The 19,445-nt window shown below is 45.1% G+C and carries 20 protein-coding genes and 1 pseudogene; 18 read left to right on the top strand and 3 right to left on the bottom strand.

Annotated elements, in window-relative coordinates:
* The first annotated feature begins 5 nt into the window (after positions 1-5).
* From RWS31_RS05275 to RWS31_RS05225, 12 genes and pseudogenes are all read left to right on the top strand, one after another.
* On the top strand, positions 6-950 hold the full coding sequence (locus tag RWS31_RS05275) for a hypothetical protein (protein WP_314596542.1): 945 nt from the start codon (positions 6-8) through the stop codon (positions 948-950).
* Entirely contained in the window at positions 943-1,773 is an 831-nt protein-coding gene (locus RWS31_RS05270) for a transketolase (RefSeq protein ID WP_294175894.1), read from the top strand. Before RWS31_RS05275 ends, RWS31_RS05270 begins: the two co-directional genes overlap by 8 nt.
* 47 nt (positions 1,774-1,820) lie before the next feature.
* Positions 1,821-2,765, top strand: a complete 945-nt coding sequence (locus RWS31_RS05265; RefSeq protein ID WP_314596541.1) for an NAD-dependent epimerase/dehydratase family protein — start codon at positions 1,821-1,823, stop codon at positions 2,763-2,765.
* Between the two features lie 37 nt (positions 2,766-2,802).
* Complete coding sequence (locus RWS31_RS05260; RefSeq protein ID WP_314596540.1) at positions 2,803-3,738, top strand: GDP-L-fucose synthase; 936 nt, start codon at positions 2,803-2,805, stop codon at positions 3,736-3,738.
* A gap of 26 nt (positions 3,739-3,764) precedes the next feature.
* The gene (locus tag RWS31_RS05255; RefSeq protein ID WP_314596539.1) at positions 3,765-5,054 is read left to right on the top strand and encodes an HD domain-containing protein; all 1,290 of its coding nucleotides are present in this window, start codon (positions 3,765-3,767) and stop codon (positions 5,052-5,054) included.
* Positions 5,054-5,557: a hypothetical protein gene (locus RWS31_RS05250; RefSeq protein WP_314596538.1), complete on the top strand. Its 504-nt coding sequence runs from the start codon at positions 5,054-5,056 to the stop codon at positions 5,555-5,557. Before RWS31_RS05255 ends, RWS31_RS05250 begins: the two co-directional genes overlap by 1 nt.
* Positions 5,558-5,579: 22 nt before the next feature.
* Positions 5,580-6,776 (top strand): DegT/DnrJ/EryC1/StrS family aminotransferase, encoded by a 1,197-nt coding sequence (locus RWS31_RS05245; protein WP_314596537.1) that lies wholly within the window; start codon positions 5,580-5,582, stop codon positions 6,774-6,776.
* A 235-nt stretch (positions 6,777-7,011) separates the two neighbouring features.
* Positions 7,012-8,328: a sugar phosphate nucleotidyltransferase gene (locus tag RWS31_RS05240; protein ID WP_314596536.1), complete on the top strand. Its 1,317-nt coding sequence runs from the start codon at positions 7,012-7,014 to the stop codon at positions 8,326-8,328.
* Complete coding sequence (locus tag RWS31_RS11050) at positions 8,313-8,885, top strand: transposase (protein ID WP_399553737.1); 573 nt, start codon at positions 8,313-8,315, stop codon at positions 8,883-8,885. The genes RWS31_RS05240 and RWS31_RS11050 overlap by 16 nt, the downstream gene beginning before the upstream one ends.
* Positions 8,804-9,436: pseudogene (locus RWS31_RS11045) on the top strand (transposase). The gene RWS31_RS11050 and the pseudogene RWS31_RS11045 overlap by 82 nt, the downstream one beginning before the upstream one ends.
* A 163-nt stretch (positions 9,437-9,599) precedes the next feature.
* A complete protein-coding gene (locus RWS31_RS05230; protein WP_314596535.1) occupies positions 9,600-10,631 on the top strand; it encodes a DNA cytosine methyltransferase in 1,032 nt (343 codons plus the stop codon).
* Between the two features lie 21 nt (positions 10,632-10,652).
* Positions 10,653-12,548, top strand: coding sequence for an ATP-binding protein (locus tag RWS31_RS05225; RefSeq protein ID WP_314596534.1), 1,896 nt, complete (start codon positions 10,653-10,655; stop codon positions 12,546-12,548).
* A gap of 111 nt (positions 12,549-12,659) precedes the next feature.
* Here the strand turns inward: RWS31_RS05225 and istB are convergent, their stop codons facing one another.
* Entirely contained in the window at positions 12,660-13,286 is a 627-nt protein-coding gene (istB, locus tag RWS31_RS05220) for an IS21-like element helper ATPase IstB (RefSeq protein WP_314596533.1), read from the bottom strand.
* A 736-nt stretch (positions 13,287-14,022) separates the two neighbouring features.
* On the opposite strand from istB, the gene RWS31_RS05215 reads away from it, so the two are divergent.
* On the top strand, positions 14,023-14,412 hold the full coding sequence (locus RWS31_RS05215) for a hypothetical protein (RefSeq protein WP_314596532.1): 390 nt from the start codon (positions 14,023-14,025) through the stop codon (positions 14,410-14,412).
* A gap of 45 nt (positions 14,413-14,457) precedes the next feature.
* Here RWS31_RS05215 and RWS31_RS11040 read toward each other — a convergent pair whose 3' ends face one another.
* A complete protein-coding gene (locus tag RWS31_RS11040) occupies positions 14,458-14,649 on the bottom strand; it encodes a transposase (RefSeq protein ID WP_399553736.1) in 192 nt (63 codons plus the stop codon).
* Between the two features lie 200 nt (positions 14,650-14,849).
* On the opposite strand from RWS31_RS11040, the gene RWS31_RS05210 reads away from it, so the two are divergent.
* The 4 genes from RWS31_RS05210 to RWS31_RS05195 all read left to right on the top strand — a co-directional run bounded on the left by RWS31_RS05210 (position 14,850) and on the right by RWS31_RS05195 (position 17,857).
* Positions 14,850-15,590, top strand: a complete 741-nt coding sequence (locus RWS31_RS05210; RefSeq protein ID WP_314596531.1) for a transposase — start codon at positions 14,850-14,852, stop codon at positions 15,588-15,590.
* 140 nt (positions 15,591-15,730) lie between these two features.
* Positions 15,731-16,711, top strand: a complete 981-nt coding sequence (locus RWS31_RS05205; protein ID WP_314596530.1) for a hypothetical protein — start codon at positions 15,731-15,733, stop codon at positions 16,709-16,711.
* A 13-nt stretch (positions 16,712-16,724) separates the two neighbouring features.
* On the top strand, positions 16,725-17,381 hold the full coding sequence (locus tag RWS31_RS05200) for a CRISPR-associated endonuclease Cas3'' (RefSeq protein ID WP_314596529.1): 657 nt from the start codon (positions 16,725-16,727) through the stop codon (positions 17,379-17,381).
* 74 nt (positions 17,382-17,455) lie between these two features.
* A complete protein-coding gene (locus RWS31_RS05195) occupies positions 17,456-17,857 on the top strand; it encodes a DEAD/DEAH box helicase family protein (protein WP_314596528.1) in 402 nt (133 codons plus the stop codon).
* A 351-nt stretch (positions 17,858-18,208) separates the two neighbouring features.
* On the opposite strand, the gene RWS31_RS05190 is transcribed toward RWS31_RS05195, so the two are convergent.
* The gene (locus RWS31_RS05190; RefSeq protein WP_314596527.1) at positions 18,209-18,469 is read right to left on the bottom strand and encodes a hypothetical protein; all 261 of its coding nucleotides are present in this window, start codon (positions 18,467-18,469) and stop codon (positions 18,209-18,211) included.
* Positions 18,470-19,000: 531 nt separating this feature from the next.
* On the opposite strand from RWS31_RS05190, the gene RWS31_RS05185 reads away from it, so the two are divergent.
* A complete protein-coding gene (locus tag RWS31_RS05185; protein WP_314596526.1) occupies positions 19,001-19,444 on the top strand; it encodes a hypothetical protein in 444 nt (147 codons plus the stop codon).
* Position 19,445 lies beyond the last annotated feature (1 nt).

The raw sequence follows: 19,445 nt of genomic DNA, 5'->3' as shown, positions 1-19,445 counted from the left end.
TGAGATTGCCGAATGTACGAGATGCATTCTTTTCTGAAGTCTATCAGATGACGGAGAAAGGAGAAGATATTGTCATCGTATCTGCGGATTTAGGTGCGCCGAGTTTGGATGAGTTCCGGCGCAGATTTCCGCATCGCTTTGTTAATGTTGGTATTGCGGAGCAAAACCTTATCGCGGTTGCGTCTGGTCTTGCGCTAAGTGGGAAGCATGTGATTGCTTTCGGGTTGAATCCGTTTCCTGTGACGCGCGCATACGATCAGCTGCGCAACTTCTTGGGCGATCTCAAGATTCCTGTTACGGTTGCGGCATTGAATGCAGGGACGTGTGCGTCAGAATGTGGCTATACGCATATGCCGCTCGAAGATTTTGCAATGGTTCGCATGATTCCTTCCATCAAGATGGTAAATCCGTCCGATACCGCCATTGCGAAAGCGGCGGCGCGTGACTTGGTGGCAGCTTCGCAGCCGATGTATGTTCGATTTGATAAGTTTCTAATGGAAGAGCATTATCAAGAGCGTGAGGTGGATTTCCAAAAGGGATTTTTTGAGATGCAAGCATCAGAACGATTTGCCGTCATTACGACTGGGAATTTTTCTTCTATGCTGAAAAATAGCATCAACACGATTAAGATTCAGGGCGAATCTCCTAGCCTCTTTGATTGCTATGCGTTCCCTCTGGATACGGATTTGCTGGCAGAACGGTTGAAGCCGTTTTCATGTATAGTGACGCTTGAGGATCAGACGCCTTGCGCGGGGCTGGGTTCCCTGATTATGGAGACTCTTTCTGCATATGGAATCGTCAAACGGATTCGTGCTCTGGGTGTTGAACCGAAGCATTGGGAAGGGCGCATTATGAACCGCAGCGCGATTTATGATGAAATGGGATATGATATAAAATCGCTTGGAAAACGATTGCAAAAGACCTTTGAGGAGATAATGGATCATGACTGAAGCACGCGAATTTGAATCGTTGTATGCATTGTCCTATCAAATGCGGAAACGGTTTTTGGAAATTTTTACGCGATTGGGATTCGGTCATGTGACGAGTGCTTTTTCGGCAACGGAAATCTTAGTAACACTTTACAAAGAAGTTTTGCGTTACCAAGCAGACGATCCAGAATGGGGAGGCAGAGATCGCTTTGTTCTGAGCAAGGGACATGGGGCGGGAATGCTTTTTCCTATCTTCGAGGAGATTGGCTATCTGTCTCCTGAACAGACCGATGATATGATTCGCATTGGAGGCGACTACGAGTATATTCGGAGTCTGTTTCTGCCCGGTTACGATTTTTATGGCGGTTCTCTCGGTCACGGGTTGGGAATGTCGGCAGGATTAGCACTAGGCGCACGTTTGAATCGAGCGGATTGGCATACATATTGCCTCGTTGGCGATGCGGAGTGTTGCGAGGGCTCTATTTGGGAAGCAGCTATGTTTGCCGGTCATCAGGGGCTGAGTAATCTTGTTGTTATTGTGGATCGTAATGCGCTCGGTTGCTCAGATTTTACTGAACATATGCTACGCTTGGAGCCGTTTGTTGAGAAGTGGCGTGCTTGTAACTGGGATGTGCAGGAGGCGGATGGACATACGTATGAAGAGCTTGTCCCTGTGCTGAAAGCGAGTCGTTCGCCCCGCAGATCCAGACCGCTTTGCGTTATTGCTGATACCATCAAGGGGAAAGGGTTGGAGTATCTTTATGACAAGCCTTTGATGCACGGCTATATGCCCAATAAACCCGAGGATATCGAAAAAGCATTTAAGGAATTGAAGAGGTATTAGGGGGATTTGTACGTGGTGGATTATTCGAGGCTGACTAGGAGTTGTTTATGAAGAAGGATAGTAGGATCTACATAGCTGGACATACAGGTCAAATTGGCTATGGCTTGGCAAAAAAATTACAATCGGATGGTTATGAAAATGTAATTTTAAGAACACATGATTCGCTGGATTTGTTGGATCAAAAGAGCGTATGGGATTTTTTTGAAAAAGAAAAACCGGAGTACGTATTTTATTGTGCGGGTACTCTTGGTACTATTGATTATTTTGTACAGGAAAAAGCTGCGGTTATTTACAATAATCTTATGATGCAAGCTAATGTGATTAACTCTGCTGTCAAGAACAATGTAAAAAAATTACTCTATGTAGGCAGTGGGGCTGTTTACGGCAGCCATACTTCTTCACCGTTTCAAGAGACAGCGGCGATAGACTCTATACAACAGGGCGGAATGGAGGCATACGCTGTTGCCAAGATCGCAGGGCTTGAATTGTGCAAACAATATCATGGCATTGCTGGGGGTAAATGTATCTCTGTTTTACCTACGCATGTGTATGGAACGAAGAATATTTCTCGTATCAAGAACACTCTGGTTGAAGAGTTGCTGCAAAAAATGCACCAGGCGAAGCTGGAAGGCGCAAAAGAACTTGCGTTAGATATATGGGGAACGGGGAAGAAGTGTATTCGGCAGTTTATCTATTTGGACGATTTGGTGGATGCGCTTATCTATATAATGGGCAACTATGATGAGGTTTTGCCGGTTAATATTGCATCAGAGGAGGCTGTTTCTCTGGATGAATTGGCTCATATCATTCGAGAAATTGTCGGTTATACAGGTACGCTGCATTATCAGGAAGATAAGCCTGAAAAGACGGATGATCGCCTTATGTCGGTAGCATATTTGCGAGAACAGGGTTGGAAACCTCATTATACATTGCGAGAAGGAATCCAATCTTTCTATACATGGTATCTTGATGAACTTCGGGAAAAAGGATAATAGGTGTCGTGAAATAAAATTTTCGGGAGGTAGGCAAGTGGAAATTTCGGATAGGATTTACGTTGCCGGGCATACAGGGATGGTGGGTTCGGCTATTGTGCGCCATCTGCAAAAGAATGGATACCAAAATCTGCTGTTGAGAACGCATCGTGAACTTGATTTGACAGATCAGCAGTCGACAAAGAGTTTTTTTGAGCAGGAGCGCCCTGACTATGTATTTATCGCTGCGGCGAAGGTTGGTGGAATACAGGCAAACAGTACGTTTCCTGCGGATTTTTTGTATGTAAATCTGATGATTAATGCGAATATCATCCATGCAGCGCATGAAGTCGGCGTCAAAAAGCTTTTGGCTTTGGGGAGTTCCTGCATTTATCCGAAATTTGCTGACCAGCCGCTTCGTGAAGAGGCCTTTTTGGATGGCAAGCCCGAGCCTACGAATGAAGGCTATGCTATTGCAAAGATTTCGGCGCTGGAGTTGGTGAAGTTCTTCCATCGTCAGTACGGTGACCCGTTTATCAGTTGTATGCCGACGAATATTTATGGGGAAAATGACAACTTCGATTTGCAGGGTTCACATGTCATCCCTGCGATGATTCGCAAGTTTCATGCGGCAAAAATGGAGGGGGCGGATTCCGTTACTCTTTGGGGGACGGGAAGCCCGAAACGCGAGTTCCTCTATGTGGATGATCTTGCAGATGCGTGTGTCTTTCTTATGGATCATTATGATGAAGAAGGGCATATCAATATAGGCAGCGGCGAAGAAGTTTCCATGAAGGAATTGGCAGAAGAGATTGCGTCTGTTGTAGACTTTCATGGAGAGTTGATATATGATACAGAGAAGCCCGATGGCGCTCCGCGCCGTTTGGTCGATTCTACGCGTATTCATGAACTTGGCTGGCAGCACAAAGTATCCTTGCGTGATGGAATCGAGCGTGCGTATCGGTATTTCCTAAGCAACTGTGCGGATAAATAGGTTCTCTAATATAAGAGGTGTAATATATGGAGAGGTATCGTGATCCTGTTCATGGCTTTATTGAAGTGCGCCCATTAGAGAAGAAGATTATTGATTCCGCTCCGTTTCAGCGACTCCGCCATATCAAGCAGCTCGCTATGACGAATCTTGTGTTTCATGGTGCAGAGCATACGCGCTTCGGTCATTCGCTGGGTGTAATGTTTTTGGTGACGAGAGCATTTCACATGGCGGTTGAAAATGGAGCAGCGGAGTATCGTTTTTCGCGCAAGAAAATAGAATGGTATGAACAGATTCTTCGTCTTATTGCTTTGACGCATGATCTTGGGCATGCGCCATTTTCACACGCGTCAGAATCGGTCTTTCCTGACGGGATTGAACATGAAGATTTTACTGAGAAGATTATCAAAGAAACAGAGATTGCAGAGTACATCCATGCAATTGGAAAAGAATTTAAAACGAAGGGTGAAAAGTATGATATAACGCCGGATTTGATTTGTGATATTTATCGAGGAAGAGATCCTGGTGAGAAATCAGAGTTTACGTTCCTTAAAAGCCTTATGGATGGTGAACTGGATTGCGACAAGATGGATTACCTTTTGCGCGATTCTTTATATTGTGGCGTAAATTATGGGAAATTTGATCTTGAACGATTAATATCTTCCTTAACAATTGATGCCAATGATGGTATTCCGAGACTTGCGATCGATTACGGTGGGTTGAAGGTTTTTGAAGAATTTGTTTTGGCAAGGTATTTTATGTTTACCGAGGTGTATTTTCACCGTACGCGCCGCTATTTTGATTATGTTTTGGGAAGGGCATTAAAGAAGATTTTGCCCAGAGGAAGATATCCGCAGAAGGTCAGAGACTATTTGGCATGGGATGATGTGCGTGTGTTGCAGGAGTGTCGCAAGAAGGTGGGCAAGGATTCATATTGCCGATATATCGTAGAAAGGACAGTATATCCATGTGTTTACGAAACTTCGGCACATGCGGTCGGAGATTCATTGGGAATATATAAAGGTATGAAATCATTGCTCTATAAGGATTTTGATAAGAAACTTTTTATAGAAGATGCTTCGGCAGATAAAATGCCGCATAAAATACCTGTTCAGTCGAGCGTGGAAGATGAAAAGGCTGTTATTTTAGTAAATAAACGAATGAGGAAGCGCGTTTCTATTTCTGATGAATCTCATATCATTAGAGCGTTATCAAATAAGATTGGGATAAGGCGGATATACGCGCATCCTAGTATTGCTGAGGCGGCAAGGAAAATTGTGCAGGATTGGCATGATCCAGACAAGAAAGAGGTGCTGTGATGAGACTCCTTGAAAAGTACATGCTTCTTATCGCTGATATTTGTAAAGACGGGCAGACTGGGAAAAAGAAGCTGCAAAAACTCATGTATCTGATTGAACGTAAGGGTGTTCAATTAGATTTGAGGTACTCGATTCACTTTTTTGGACCATACAGCTCCAGGCTTGATCATGCCATTCATATTCTTGAAAATGAGGATTGCTTAGAGATTAATACTTCAGAGAAAACACATCGTATTATTATGAAAAATCAGGAGAGTAGGCATTTATCGAAAGAGGATGATGCCCTCGTAGATGAAGTGCGCAGGGCTTTTTATCATAAGACGCCGATGGAACTTGAAGCTTTGACAACCATAGATTATGTAGCGACTACTCTGTTACATGGAAAGGCTCGAAGAGAAGATGTGATCAAACAGGTGAAGGTGATAAAGGGAAAGAAATTTTCTGCTCAAGACTTGGAAAAGGGATATGACCTTCTTATCGAGCAAGGATATATTTCTGCGTAGTAATTTTAGGAGGAGCAAGCACATGGAAAAGATCGGCGTAGGATATGCGTATGTCAGTGATGCTGAGAAGCGTTATGTGAATGAGGCTTTAGATTCCGGGCGGCTTTCGCAAGGAAAGATGGTTCACAAGTTCGAGAAAGAGTTCGCACGGCTTCATGACCAAAAGTATGGTGTTGCCTGCAATAGTGGAACATCCGCCTTGCATGTTTGCTTGGAGGCAATGAAAGAAGTCTATGGCTGGGAAGACGGCAGCGAAGTTCTCGTTCCGGCGATTACTTTCATTGCAACATCGAATGCGTGTATTCATGCAGGTTTGAAGCCTGTATTTGTGGATGTAGATCCGATTTCTTATAACATGGATGCTTCTAAAATGGAAGAACGCATCACGAATCGGACGGTCGCAACGATTCCAGTGCATACATTCGGACAGCCGTGTGAGATGGATGCAATCATGGCTGTGGCGGAAAAGCATGGTTTGCGTGTTTTGGAAGACTGTGCAGAAGCACATTTTGCAACCTACAAGGGGAAAAAAATCGGCAGTTTCGGTGATATGGCAGCATTCAGTACGTATGTTGCACATACGATCACGACGGGAATTGGTGGCGTCATCACGACGAATAATCTTACGTTGACGGAAATTTCCCGCTCGCTCATCGCACATGGACGTGCCTGCACTTGTGAGACTTGCTTGGCATCTGATCCCAGGCAGGTCTGCAAATTGCGCATGCAGACGGAAATGGATAAACGCTTCATGATGGTTCGTATGGGATATAGCTATCGCATTGGGGAACTGGAAGGCGCGTTGGGGCTTGGCCAGCTGGAAAATCGCGATCATATCATGAACACGCGCAAGGAGAACGCGCATTATCTCAGCGAGGGTTTACAGGGAACAGAGAAGTATCTGCAGCTTCCCGAATATCCGGATTATGTCGATCACTCATTTATGATGTATCCGATTGTCATAAAGAAAGACGCTCCTTTCACGCGCGATGAGTTTACGCATTTCTTGGAGAAGAACAATATTGAGACTCGTCCGATGCTTCCGCTGCTGAATCAGCCGGTTTATAAAAAGTTGTTTGGTAATATCGAGGGAGAGTACCCTGTTGCTCAGTGGTTGGATCATTATGGTCTTTATGTGGGCTGTCATCATGGATTGAACAGGGAGCAGTTGGATAAGATCGTGGCGACAATTAAAGAGTTTTTGCAAGATAGGGTATAACTTTCAGGACATATGTTCAGCCGTCACGCGAAGCGACATGCGTTGCTTCGCGCCCGTTTCCTGCAACAGTTTCATCAAGGCGGCACGCTGTACATATGTTCTCACGCCTTACAGAAGCCTAGCCGATCGGTCTGCGCCTTCGGCTTGGCCTCTTGGGGCGTCATGGTAAAATGAAGAATACGGGAAGCCTCTGTGGAGGTTTCCCGTATTTCAGCATATGAAAGCGAGGACAGATATGCAGATTGTCTTACTTTCCGGCGGAGCAGGAAAGCGTTTGTGGCCGCTTTCCAATGATCTTTATTCCAAACAATTTCTTCGTATTTTGAGACGGGAAGATGGGACGCTGGAATCGATGATTCAGCGTGTCTGCCGTCAGGTGCAGGCCGCTGCACCTGATACGCCCATCACTGTTGCGACAGGTTGCGAGCAAGTCTCGTTGATTCGCCGTCAGCTTGGTTCTGGTGTGAACATTTCGGTAGAGCCGTGCCGGCGTGATACGTTTCCTGCGATAGCGTTGGTCTCCGCCTATTTGCATGAGGTGCGCGGTGTTCCGCTTGATGAGGCTGTGGCGATTTGTCCTGCCGATCCTTATGTCGATGAGGGATATTTTCGTGCCGTTGTGCAGTTACTTCAGGAATCTGAGAGGGAAGGTTCTGCGAATCTCATTTTGATGGGAATAGAACCGACGTATCCGAGCGAGAAGTATGGCTATATCATGCCTGTGTCGCAAGAGCAGCAGAGCATGGTGCAGTCGTTCAAAGAGAAGCCAAATAAGGAGAAAGCTGCAGAATACATCGAGCAGGGCGCCTTGTGGAATAGCGGCATCTTCGCATTCAAGCTTGGCTATGCACTCGATAAGGCTCGTGAGTTGCTGGATTATACGGATTACGAGGATCTTTTCAATCGCTATGAGGAACTTTCCAAGATCAGCTTTGATTATGCTGTGGTCGAGAAAGAGAAAAATATTGCAGTTCAGCGCTACAGTGGCACTTGGCTTGACATAGGCACATGGAATACACTTGCCGAGGTGATGCCGGAGCATACGATTGGGCGTGTCACGATGGATGAGACTTGCAGGAATGCTCATGTCGTGAATACGTTGCCAATACCCATCCTTTGCATGGGACTGAAGGATGTCGTAGTGGCAGCGAGTCCGGAGGGTATCCTCGTTTCGGACAAGGAGCGATCCAGCGCAATGAAGCCCTATGCAGAGCGACTTCATACGCCGGTGATGTATACGGAAAAGTCATGGGGCGAGTTCCAGATTGTCGATGCGGAGACGGCGAGTTTGACGATCAAGATCACGCTCAGTCCAGGACGTGCACTCACCTATCATTTGCACGAGCGCCGCGATGAAACGTGGACGGTGATCGAGGGGCGCGGCTGGGTGAAGCTCGACGGCAATGAGTTTGCAGTGGCCGAGGGGCAGACGGTAAGGATTCCGAGAGGGTCGTTTCATACGATTCGCGCGGAAACGCTGCTGAAGGTGATGGAGATCCAGACGGGCGAGGATATCGATGCGGAGGATAAGATTGTGTGGGGGGAGGCGTAGTAAGAGAGAGGCAGAACCATCTCGGCTATGCCAGCCATGCACGCACCGATTCCAGCGACAATGCCCGCAACGGCTATTCCGAGAAGACGCTCAAAACCACACTGGGCGAAATCCCCATCCGTGTGCCGCGTGACCGCCAAGGTTCTTTCGAGCCGCAAATTGTCAAGAAACACCAGCGCGATGTCTCCTCCATAGAGGGCAAGATCCTCGCCCTCTATGGGCGCGGTATGAGTCAGCGTGACATTGCTTCTACGGTGGAGGATATCTATGGTTTCAAGATGTCGCACGAACAAATCTCCCATATCACAGACTGCATATTGGAAGAAGTCAACGATTGGCAGCGCCGTCCGTTGAAGCCCTGCTATCCTTTCGTATTCGTCGACTGCCTGTACGTCTCACTGCGCACAGAGCGCGGCGTCCAGCAGTCTGCCGTGCACGTTATCCTAGCGTATGATATACGGAAGGCTGCAAGGACGTGCTGGGGCTTTGGATCAACGAGGTCGAGAGTAAGCATGCCTGGATGCAGATTTTCGACGAGCTCAAAGCACGCGGTCTGAAGGAAATCGGCTTCCTCTCCATGGATGGTGTGACAGGGCTCGAAGACGGCGCCAAAGCAATCTTCCCTCAAGTGGTCATGCAGCGGTGCATCGTGCATCTCATCCGCAACTCCATTCGCTATATTCCACGCAAGGAATGGGGGCGCTTCACGAAAGAGCTCAAAGCCATCTATGGCGCGGTGAACGTCAAGCAGGCACGTGAGCGATTCGAGCAGTTCTGCTAGGACTGGGCGGGATATCCCGGCGCTGTGGCGGTATGGAAGAACAATTTTACGCATGTCGAGCAGCTGTTCTCTTACGGCAGTGCTGTGCACAAGATCATGTACACGACGAACACGATCGAGAGCGTAAACTCCAGCTTCCGTAAAGTCACAAAGAAAGGCTCTTTCCCCAACGAGGATGCGGTGTTCAAGCTACTATATTTGCGGGTACAGGCGCTTTATGCGAAGTGGGATGGGTGCAAGATACCAAACTGGGCACTCGTGCGCAACCAACTGTTGATGGATGAGCGGATGGCAAAGCTGATCAAGTGCTATGACAAGCCCTGTTGAAAATTTATTTACACAAACGACTTGACACACTCGGTTCCCTAATTGGATTTTGATTATACTTCTGTAGTACATATGTTTTAGCCAAAATTGTTTGATGTGTTAGAGTGAGGGTAGTGCTATAATTGCTCTATGCTTTGAATATAGTGGAAAGGGAGGGTTATAAATGATGAAAATTAAAGCTGTTGATTTATTTTGTGGTGTAGGAGGTCTTACTTATGGGTTGAAGAAAGTCGGAATACCAGTTATTGCAGGCATTGATGTGGATGATTCTTGTGCATATGCATATACTTATAATAATAAATGTACATTTATTCATAAAAATATTGAAGATGTTACAAAGAAAGAAATAGAGTATTTTTTGCGAGGCGCTGATATTAAAATACTTGTTGGATGTGCGCCTTGTCAGCCGTTTTCAAGTCATCAGAAAGATAAAAAACATCGTTCTAAACATAAGAACTGGAAGTTATTATATCAATTTGGTAGACTGATAGAAGAAGTCCAACCACATATAGTTTCAATGGAAAATGTTCCTGAATTGGAAAAGGAAAGTGTTTTTAAGGATTTTGTTTCTACATTAGAACGATTGGACTATATTGTGAATTACCAAGTGGTCAATGCTGCAAATTATGGTGTGCCGCAACGGAGAAAGCGATTGATTTTACTTGCGGCATATAGACAAAAAATTAAACTTATTTCTAAAACACATCAAAAGCCCTTATTGGTCAGAGAGGCTATTGGTAGTTTACCTAAGATTGCTGCTGGGGAGATCAATACAAATGATAAGCTTCATATTTCGCCGAGCTTATCTCCTATAAATTTGGAGCGTATACAACACTCTGTTCCTGGTGGTACATGGCATGATTGGCCTGAAAGATTAGTTTTGAACTGTCATAAAAAGGAGAGTGGAAAGACTTATGCATCTGTATATGGTAGAATGAAGTGGGATGATTTATCTCCTACTATTACAACTCAATTTTTTGGTTATGGAACAGGCAGGTTTGGGCATCCAGAACAGGATCGTGCAATTACTTTACGCGAAGGAGCTATTTTACAATCATTTCCTCCTAATTACCAATTTGTGTCTGTTGATGCCAAAGTTTCTATAAGAGAAATTGCACGGCATATAGGAAATGCTGTGCCACCACGATTGGGAGAAGTAATAGGGGAAAGTATAATTAATAGTTTATCTAAATAGGAAAAGAAGAGATGATTACAAATGACAGAGAGAGAATATAAACTTAATATTGATCCGCGTATTTTAGAATTGTTAGGGCCTAGTTTGTATACAAATATTTATTATGTATTGGCAGAATTAATTGCCAATGCCTATGATGCAGATGCTAGTAATGTATATATTATTATTAAAGATGATTGTATTATTGTTGAAGATGATGGAAGTGGAATGTCGTACTCTGGTGGAGATATTCAAAAGTATCTCAATGTAGCAGCAGTGTCTAGAAATACTGAAGCTGAGTCTATAACACCTAAGAAAAGAAGAAAGATGGGACGCAAAGGGGTAGGCAAATTAGCGGCATTATCAGTCGCAAAAAATGTCCTTATTAAAACGATAGCCAATGGGGAGAAGTCGGGTTTTATATTATCTCGTCATATAAATGCTGATAATTTACTTACACCTCTTAAGGATGAACAGATTTTTTTTGAGAAAGTATTTGCAAATGGTACTTCTATTATTATGCAGGAACCGCAGTATAAACTTCATAGTACGTTGAAAACAATCAAACGGAATTTATTGAAAATATTTCCATTAGTTAATGAGGAGTTTAGGATTCATGTGATTCAAGAAGATAAAGAAGAAGTAATTGAGAGTTTTGATAAGGAGATGATATCAGAACTTGCTACATTAATAACTTTGGGAAAAGAGTTTGGATATTTAAATGATTATTTTAAAACACCTTATAAAAGGGAACGAGATAAGCTTTGTAAGACGATGCCTTCAGTAATTCAGACTATTGATATGAGGGATCAGGGTGGTGTTAGACATACATATGATGTTGAGATTAAAGGATGGATTGGAACATATATTTCTACACGAGGTAGGAAAGTGGAAATGACAGATTTCCCTGATAATTTCATTTCGCTATATGCTCATCAAAAAGTAGGGGAATTCAATATACTTCCTGCTGTTGGACAAAATAAATTGAATGAAGTCTATGTTGTGGGACAACTGCATGTTGATATTTTTGAGTCGACCGAGTTACCAGACATGGCTTTGAGCAATCGACAGGGATATAAAACGGATGATCTTCGTTATCAGACGGTTCTAGGTTATGTTAAGGCAAGGTTACTCCCAGATATTTTGAAAATGCGTGAGGTATTTGTGTCTCTGGGGAAAGAAAAGAAAAAGGAGAGAAGACTAGAGAAACAACGTCAAAATGAAGCTGTTTTTAAAAACGCTGTAGATCTTTTTCGGACTAATACTGCAAAAAAAGCTACTCAGAAGATTTCTCTTCGGTTAGGAATCAATGATAAACGAGCTGCTGAAATTGAAAAAATACTTTGGAATGAAATTAATACAAATGGTCTGGATATAGGAATTAAAAGTATAGTGGATTCCCAAAAGAAAAAATTGTTGATCAGTCAAACATATAAAGATAAAGATTTAGCAGATATTATTTATAATATGTTATTATTTAATAATGTGCCAAGTGAAGATATAATTTATACAAATTGTGATGATGAAATATCGCGTATTCCAGAGGGGGATATAGGAAAAAGCGGAATATATAATTATTTGCGGGATTTCTTTGTCAATAGTTATTCTACCCAAAAAATATACGTTATTTTTGTTACGAGTCATAATACAAAAAACTCGTGGGGAGCTTTGATGGAGGTTGGTGCAGCATGGATAACGCAAATGGAGCATAAAATATTTAATATTTATGATTTCCGTCCTGAACATCCTTTAGATGATGAACAAGTTTGGCATTTAAGTTTTAGGGAGGCTGATGGTAATTTATATATGTCAAGATTGAACGTAGATATTTTTGCCCAGAAAATTGAGTATATATGTGATAAATTAGGATATGTAAAAAGATCTCGCCAAGAAAATAGAGAGCATTTAGCAACATTGATAAAGATTAAGGATAAGTGAATTATGAGAAGACATAAGGAACATTGTGAATGTCAATGAAAAAGTGAGCCAGTTGATCACGAAATTTTGAGCCACTTTTGATCATGAAAAAGTGAGCTATGTGATCGTGAATCATTGAGCCATCAGAGAACTATTCTGATGGTTCTGCCCGCTCGACAAACGGTAAGATTCACCATTCGTGTTGAGTATATGTGAACGGTAGGTCAACCGATCTACCAATGCCGCCACAAGCGTATCGCTTGCAAACATCTCCGTCCATTTGGAAAACACAAGATTCGTCGTGATGATCGTGCTCGCTCTCTCCGAGCGTTCGGAGATCACCTTGAAGAGAAGCTCGGATTCTTCTTGGTTGAACCGCGCATAGCTGAGCTCGTCTATAAGCAGCAAATCGTTCGCCGCAATGCCTTTTTCCAAGCGGCGCAGCTGGTAGCCGTCACGAGCCTCTTTCAACTCGCTTGCCAACGTCGCTGCATTGGCGAACTGCACCTTGTAGCCGAGCAGGCAGGCCTTTATGCCGAGCGCTGTCATCAGGTGAGTCTTGCCGGTGCCGGGATTGCCCATCAGCACGAGGTTCTCGTGCCGGTCAATGTAGGTGCAGCTGGCCAGCTGCTTGACAAATTCCGGTTGGATGTGCTGCAGCCGCGCGAGATCGAATTCTTCCAGCGTCTTGTGCAAGGGAAAGTGTGCCCTCTTCAAACGGCGTTGCCGTGTCTTTTCTTGTCTTGTCTTGTCTGGCATCATATTCCCTCTTCATCAGCGCGAGGACGAAGGATTCGAGACTGTCGCCTGTGCGGAACTTTCCAGCGGTTTCCTCCAGGTGGGCAAAGGTTGGCAGCTTCAGTTGTTTCACATAGAAGCGGACGGCTTCCTTCACGCTTACTTCAGGCATGGTTCTTCACATCCATATTGTGCTTTGTTCAAAATCATGAAAATGTAAAAACATGACGTGCATAAAATTCTATGGTATGGTATGATATAGATAATAATAAGTAAAAGTTATAATCGAAAGTAGGCGAAGATGCATATGCGGCGTCCCGCCCAGACAAAGAAAAGAGGGCAGGAAGATCACAAAAAGAACTTTCTCGCTTTGTCACACATTGGTGGAAGATTTATCTATACCGTTGTTGCATGGTTTGTGCTTGCACTGGATGTTTCTCCCACATCCTTTTTTGTTTCACTGTTCTTGTTTATCCTTCCCATTCTAATGGATTGTATAAGTTTTGGATATAAAGGTTGGTCTAAAGAGAAGATTATACGAATAGAAACAGCAATCTGCATGTTTTGGGCCACTTTTGCTATCCTAGGTCTTTTTGGAATCTTTGTAGTCGTACCGAATCATGGAGCTCTTTGTATCGTAACGTCGAAGAGCTTTATCGGTTTTTCGACTCCGATGATTCCCGTTTCTTATATCTGGAACTGCTTGGGAAGTGTCGTTCTTATTACGGCCGTAGATCTTGTATGTAGAGATAGGTGAATGGAGCTGATTATAATGCCAGACTTGTTTTTTATAGCAGCGGTTGTCTACACAGGAGCATGTATTGGCATCTATATGAACCTAAGGGAATATAAAATTCCTACACCAAAACTCTTGCTTCTTGCAATTCTTTCTCCTGTTCCTATTGCCGTAGTTCTCATATCTGCGGCAATAATTACATCGCGAGATAAGCGTTTTGCAAAGAATACCAAAGATAAATTTTTCCTTTGCTTCCTTTGCCTTCTTATGTACGCTGACGCGGTAGGGGCGTTGGGAGAAGTGCTTGTCGAAAAAGATATTTACGAAAAAAAGAATCGACGATATGCACCTGTTCGTGCGTATCCAATTCAAGTCAGGCAAAAAATTTCTCGCGCCATGATAGCCATATAAGGGCTCCTCGCTGTTTGATATGGGTAGTCGAAAAACAAATGTTCTTTATACTCGTATGGTATAGGGATGCTCGAAGTAATGCAGGATTTCATCCCAATGATTTCGGATTGTGCCGCAAAGTCTCTTCATGGGTTCGAGCCTTGCGTGCATCATCCAGCTGCAGAGCTTTTTCAAACGCTCCTCCGCCTCGTCTCGATGGGTAGACTGTTCGTAGATTTCCTGTAATTCTATGCGCATAGCACAGGCTCACGCTGTCTTCAAGTGCTGCTTCTGGAGCGTTTCCTTTTTCTGTCGTTGTTTTTCCGAAATTGGGGTGTGTCAAGTAGTTTGTGTAAACCACCACGCCTAGGGGGCACCGCAATGAACGAAAACGTCCTTCGTGGTGAAATGAGCCATAAACAAGGAGCCCTCGTTGTACGAAAGGGAGGGGAATCTTCATGGAGATCATGTACGAGCGTTGCTGTGGGATTGATGTGCACAAACGAACTATTGTTGCTTGTCTCAAATGTGGCAATACGTATGAAGTTCGTTCGTGTGGCACGACGAGCGAGGAGATTCGTACGTTGGTGAGATGGCTCTTGGAGGCAGAATGCCAGATGGCTGCCGTGGAGGGTGCGAGTGCTTATTCGAACGCCATTTACAACGCTTGCGAGGTCTCGCATTTGCCGATCATACTCGTCGATTCTCGGCACATGAAGTATGTTCCCGGAAGAAATCCGGGCTTGAAGGATGCTGAGTGGATGGCGGATTTGCTGCAGTATGGCGTGTTGAAGGTGAAGTATGTTCAGAAGCGTGAGCAGCGCGACTTGGGAGGAGTTTTTCGATATCGGAGAATCTTGTTCGGCGAACGTGCGCGTGAGCTTAATTATCTGCAAGAGATGCTGGAAGGCGGCAATATTAAGCTGATCAGTGTCGTGTTCGGCAACGATGGAAAAAGTTCGTATGACCTCTTACTGAAGATGTTGGACAGGGATATGCCCGTACCGGTGGATGAAATGGAAAGTTATTTCCCGAAGGTGCTTCGCGACAGAGTAGAGGATGCCATGCCGGCGGCTGAGGGATTTCTCACGGTTTTACAAAAGCAGTTGATTTTGCAAGTCGCAGATCATATCGATGACATAACGAAGCGGATCGGTCAGATGGATGAGTTCCTCAAGCAGCACCGCGGAGATAGATAGTCATGCGTAAGAAATTTTGAATTTTCTATCAGTTATAAGGAAATCGCCTTGGTTATGTCGAAATAGTCGTAAAAGGTATCATTATGATGAAAACATAAAGTGGGGAGAAAATATAGTGAAGAGTAATAGCGAGAAATTCTATGAGGGATTCCAGCGTTTTTTTAGCGGAGCAGGGGCATGAGGAACCGAGTGAGGCGGAGATGGATGCTTTGCTGCAGCAGTATGTGACGATGCTCAATGCTGGAGATGTGAGTCTTGAGCCGATGCAGGATGAGGAGTCGGCGGATGCGTTTTTGGAGCGTGCGCAGGAGGCAGGAAGCCGGCGGGAGATGTTGAAGTGGATTCGGAAGGCGCGGGAGGTTGAGCCGGATCATGTGGATGCAGCGTTGATGGAAATTGAGGAGACATCGAAAAATCCCTATGAGCAGGAAATGCGTCTCTTCGAACTGCAGCAAAAGGCTGAGAAGCAGCTGCGGGAACAGGGGTATTTTCGCAAGGCATCGATCGGCGACTTTTGGGGGCTGATTGAAACGCGTCCGTACATGCGGGTCTGCCAGACTTATGTAGGGACGTTGCTGATGAATCGTAAGATGCGGCTGGCGGCGAAGGCATGTGAGTCGATGCTTCGCCTTTGTAAGAACGATCGGTATACGCTCATTCACCTTTATGGGTATCTCGAAGAAGAGCAAGCGGCGCACAAGCTTTTTGACGCCTACAACGGAGACTGGGGGACGCGCTTCCCGCTTGCTATGGCGGTGCTTTCGTATAAGCAGGGCAAGGAGGAGATGGCGAAAAAGTATTTGCAGGTGTTGTTGAATAATAACAAGGATACAAAGAAGTTTTTCTCTGCCTATGGTACGAAGAAGATGGGAGCGTATGCGTCGAAGATGCAGCTGTATGCTTATTTCCCGGACAGCATAGAGGAGCTTCTGCTGATTCTTGCTGAACATGACTATGTTTACGATTCTGCGCATGCTTTTTTTCTGTTGGGCAAAGGGTGCGCTTCGCGGCATGAAGAAGGAAAAGGTCACCGGCTGAGAAAGGTTGCATATGTTCCGGCGGCGGAAGTCTATGTCGCATTGGACGGGACTGGATTTCCATGCGCGGCAGCCTGTATGTGAAGGGTGGGGAGCGATGATGGGGGACTATCTTGCGCATATACGGCGAGACGATTCGGCGGAGCAGACGGTGTCGGAGCATCTTCGGCGCGTGGGCGATCTCATGGCGGAGTTTGCCGCAGGCATCGGGCTTTCGGCAACAGCGCGCCTGATTGGTCTGCTGCACGATCTCGGCAAGTGCACGCAGGAGTTTGCGGAGTATCTTGCTTATTGCCGCCAGAATCCGGACGACCATAGCCGTCGAGGCACAGTTGATCATGCTACGGCGGGCGGGCAGCTGCTGCTGCGGCGGTATGGTGCGCACTCGGAAGAGGGGCAGCTTGCGGCGGATATGGCAGCGCTTGTGATTTTTTCGCATCATTCGGGGCTGATGAATTATGTCGACAAGAAAGGCTACGCCGATTTCCTGCGGCGCGTGGAGAAAGATGATTTGCTGGAGCGTGTTGATCTCGCCTATTATTACCGCGAGGTCATCGGAGAAGAGGCGCTCGATCGCCTTTTTGCGGAAGCGGTCGGCGAGTTTTCCGCACTCGATGCGAGGATTCAGTCCTGCGCATCGGAGGAGACGGAGAATTATCACTTTGCCTGGGGCATGGTGCACAAGCTTCTGTTCAGATGTTGGTCGATGCCGATCGCCTGGACAGCGCCGAGTTCGAGCTGGATGTACGATTGACGCAAGAGTGGCATACGGAGATACTGTGGGATGAATTTTCTGTAAAATTAGAAAAGAGGCTCAAGAGTTTTCCTATGCCGCAGAAGGAAACGGCGAAGAAGATTGCCGGGCTTCGCCAGAAGATCAGCGACGATTGTCTGCGGGCAGCGCAAAACGCTCCGGGAATCTACAAGCTTTCCGTGCCGACGGGCGGTGGCAAGACGCTTGCCGGCATGCGGTTCGCGCTGCGCCATGTACAGTTGTATGGAAAGAAAAGAATCATTTTCGTGATTCCCTATACTTCGATCGTTGAGCAGAATGCCAAGGAGATTCGCGATATATTTGGGCGCGATGAAGCCATCTTGGAGAATCATTCCAATGCGCTGCCGGAAGGTATTGCAGGGGAAGACTATGTGCTCGATGACAGTGCCCTCTATGCAATCGCGGGGATTCATATTGAAAAGTATGTGGACGGCGCCTTGGTGGAAGAGGAATAGAATCTGTATCTTGCTGGCAGGATGGTTCAGCTGTGCTTCGCTTCTATCATCACGTCCGCCGCAGATATGAAGCAGTTCAAGACCGATTTTGCCAAATTGCTGACGGCTGTGCAGTAGAATAGAAAAGCACTGTGCGTGTTTTCACAGTGCTTTTTTGATGTCCTCTAGTATGCTTTATTTTTCCAGTGGTTCTGTGAATGTTTTTTCGAGAAGGGCGGATAGAACTAAACGATTTTGCGGCACCTCATTGAAAGCGAGATACGTCGTTTCAAAGGTACCGGCTTTTTCGTCGACGACGAACTGGATTCTGGCCTTGACAGGAACATCTTGGTACGTGCAGTCGCCAGTGAATTAGACGACGTTCTGCTGGTCATCGCTTTTAAAATATTTCCATTGTGGCTGGGCGAAGAAATTGGAAAAGGCTTGCTCGTAAGTCCGGTTGGGATATTCATTTGGATGGCCGTTTTTGACCATTTGAACATAGCGGTTTTTCGCATGCTGGGTATTGCTCAGAGTGTCCTCAACATCTTTTCCGATGCTGTCAGCAACGCTGCTGGAACAACCGGCACAAAAGAGCGCGGCAAGTGTGAAGAGCAGGCACAATAGCTTCATCAAAATCCCTCTTTCTAAAATGTAGGTGTGTGGAGGGATGATTGCCGTGAGGAAAATATGTCCGTAATGTCAGTAAATTGAGCATGCGGTTCTTATTCGACATAATAGGAAGAAAAACCTGCAAAGAGGGTTGTATTATTGCATTTTGTTTAAGAATCTTTGTAGAGCGAATCCCATACCGAGATTTATGAAACTCTGCTCACATCAGAAGCCAATCACGGGCATTGATGCGCCGTATTCCGTCATATTGCGCTTCTGGAACTTCAACCATGGTCAATCACCCTGGAGAATTCGTATTGTTATGACATAAAGTTTCAAAAACGGACAGTTTTAAGATTACGATACGAAAACTATCTGTTTTTCGTTGACTGGTAAATGTGTTTTCCAGTGGAGTGACGATGACGGAATGCTTCTATGGATATTGAATATAAATCCCTCTCGTTGTAGAATGAGAACTATGGCGAGAGGGATTTGCTACGTTCAGCAATGTACGAAGGCGGCGTATTGTTACGATGAAAGGATAGGGTTAGCGTGAAAAACTTTAAACTGTATATCCTAGGATTCTTTATGCTTTTCGTTGCATGCTTTGTAGCTGTTTTGGAAGCGGATGCTGCTCCGAAGTATTGGCATGACGATCCCGTGTATCCATTTGTGGGTTCTACTCAGTTTGCTCACGTGTATCTCAATGGAAGATCGATCAAGGTTCTTCGAGTGCCGGAAGAAGGTCATCAGCCTTTTGTCATGAAGGAACAGTTAATTAGCGTAGATAAGAATGACGCTAATGCTGTTTTTGAGAAACCGCAGGTCGAGTTGAGATTTTATCCCTATAATGAACATGCGCAAGATCGGTTCTATTACGATACCGATGGATCTGGCTATAAGGAAGTGTATTTCGAGAGAGCGGATGAGTTTGATATGCTCATGTGGAATGCGTTGATAACAGGATTGCAGTTTTTGAAAGATCATGAATGCTGAA

The sequence above is a fragment of the uncultured Selenomonas sp. genome (assembly GCF_963528755.1).
In the GTDB taxonomy this organism is placed as follows: Bacteria; Bacillota; Negativicutes; order Selenomonadales; family Selenomonadaceae; genus Selenomonas.
The sequence above is the reverse complement of the archived record's forward strand: the minus strand, read 5'-3'. Positions and strand labels throughout refer to the sequence as shown.

What these genes read in the sequence shown, in the direction of transcription:
- RWS31_RS05270 (WP_294175894.1), top strand. Translation starts at nt 943, where the DNA reads ATGACTGAAGCACGCGAATTTGAATCGTTGTATGCATTGTCCTATCAA.
- RWS31_RS05265 (WP_314596541.1), top strand. Translation starts at nt 1,821, where the DNA reads ATGAAGAAGGATAGTAGGATCTACATAGCTGGACATACAGGTCAAATT.
- RWS31_RS05255 (WP_314596539.1), top strand. Translation starts at nt 3,765, where the DNA reads ATGGAGAGGTATCGTGATCCTGTTCATGGCTTTATTGAAGTGCGCCCA.
- RWS31_RS05250 (WP_314596538.1), top strand. Translation starts at nt 5,054, where the DNA reads ATGAGACTCCTTGAAAAGTACATGCTTCTTATCGCTGATATTTGTAAA.
- RWS31_RS05245 (WP_314596537.1), top strand. Translation starts at nt 5,580, where the DNA reads ATGGAAAAGATCGGCGTAGGATATGCGTATGTCAGTGATGCTGAGAAG.
- RWS31_RS05240 (WP_314596536.1), top strand. Translation starts at nt 7,012, where the DNA reads ATGCAGATTGTCTTACTTTCCGGCGGAGCAGGAAAGCGTTTGTGGCCG.
- RWS31_RS05230 (WP_314596535.1), top strand. Translation starts at nt 9,600, where the DNA reads ATGATGAAAATTAAAGCTGTTGATTTATTTTGTGGTGTAGGAGGTCTT.
- RWS31_RS05225 (WP_314596534.1), top strand. Translation starts at nt 10,653, where the DNA reads ATGACAGAGAGAGAATATAAACTTAATATTGATCCGCGTATTTTAGAA.
- istB (WP_314596533.1), bottom strand. Translation starts at nt 13,286, where the DNA reads ATGCCAGACAAGACAAGACAAGAAAAGACACGGCAACGCCGTTTGAAG.
- RWS31_RS05215 (WP_314596532.1), top strand. Translation starts at nt 14,023, where the DNA reads ATGGAGCTGATTATAATGCCAGACTTGTTTTTTATAGCAGCGGTTGTC.
- RWS31_RS11040 (WP_399553736.1), bottom strand. Translation starts at nt 14,649, where the DNA reads ATGCGCATAGAATTACAGGAAATCTACGAACAGTCTACCCATCGAGAC.
- RWS31_RS05210 (WP_314596531.1), top strand. Translation starts at nt 14,850, where the DNA reads ATGGAGATCATGTACGAGCGTTGCTGTGGGATTGATGTGCACAAACGA.
- RWS31_RS05205 (WP_314596530.1), top strand. Translation starts at nt 15,731, where the DNA reads ATGAGGGATTCCAGCGTTTTTTTAGCGGAGCAGGGGCATGAGGAACCG.
- RWS31_RS05200 (WP_314596529.1), top strand. Translation starts at nt 16,725, where the DNA reads ATGATGGGGGACTATCTTGCGCATATACGGCGAGACGATTCGGCGGAG.
- RWS31_RS05195 (WP_314596528.1), top strand. Translation starts at nt 17,456, where the DNA reads ATGCCGCAGAAGGAAACGGCGAAGAAGATTGCCGGGCTTCGCCAGAAG.
- RWS31_RS05190 (WP_314596527.1), bottom strand. Translation starts at nt 18,469, where the DNA reads ATGAAGCTATTGTGCCTGCTCTTCACACTTGCCGCGCTCTTTTGTGCC.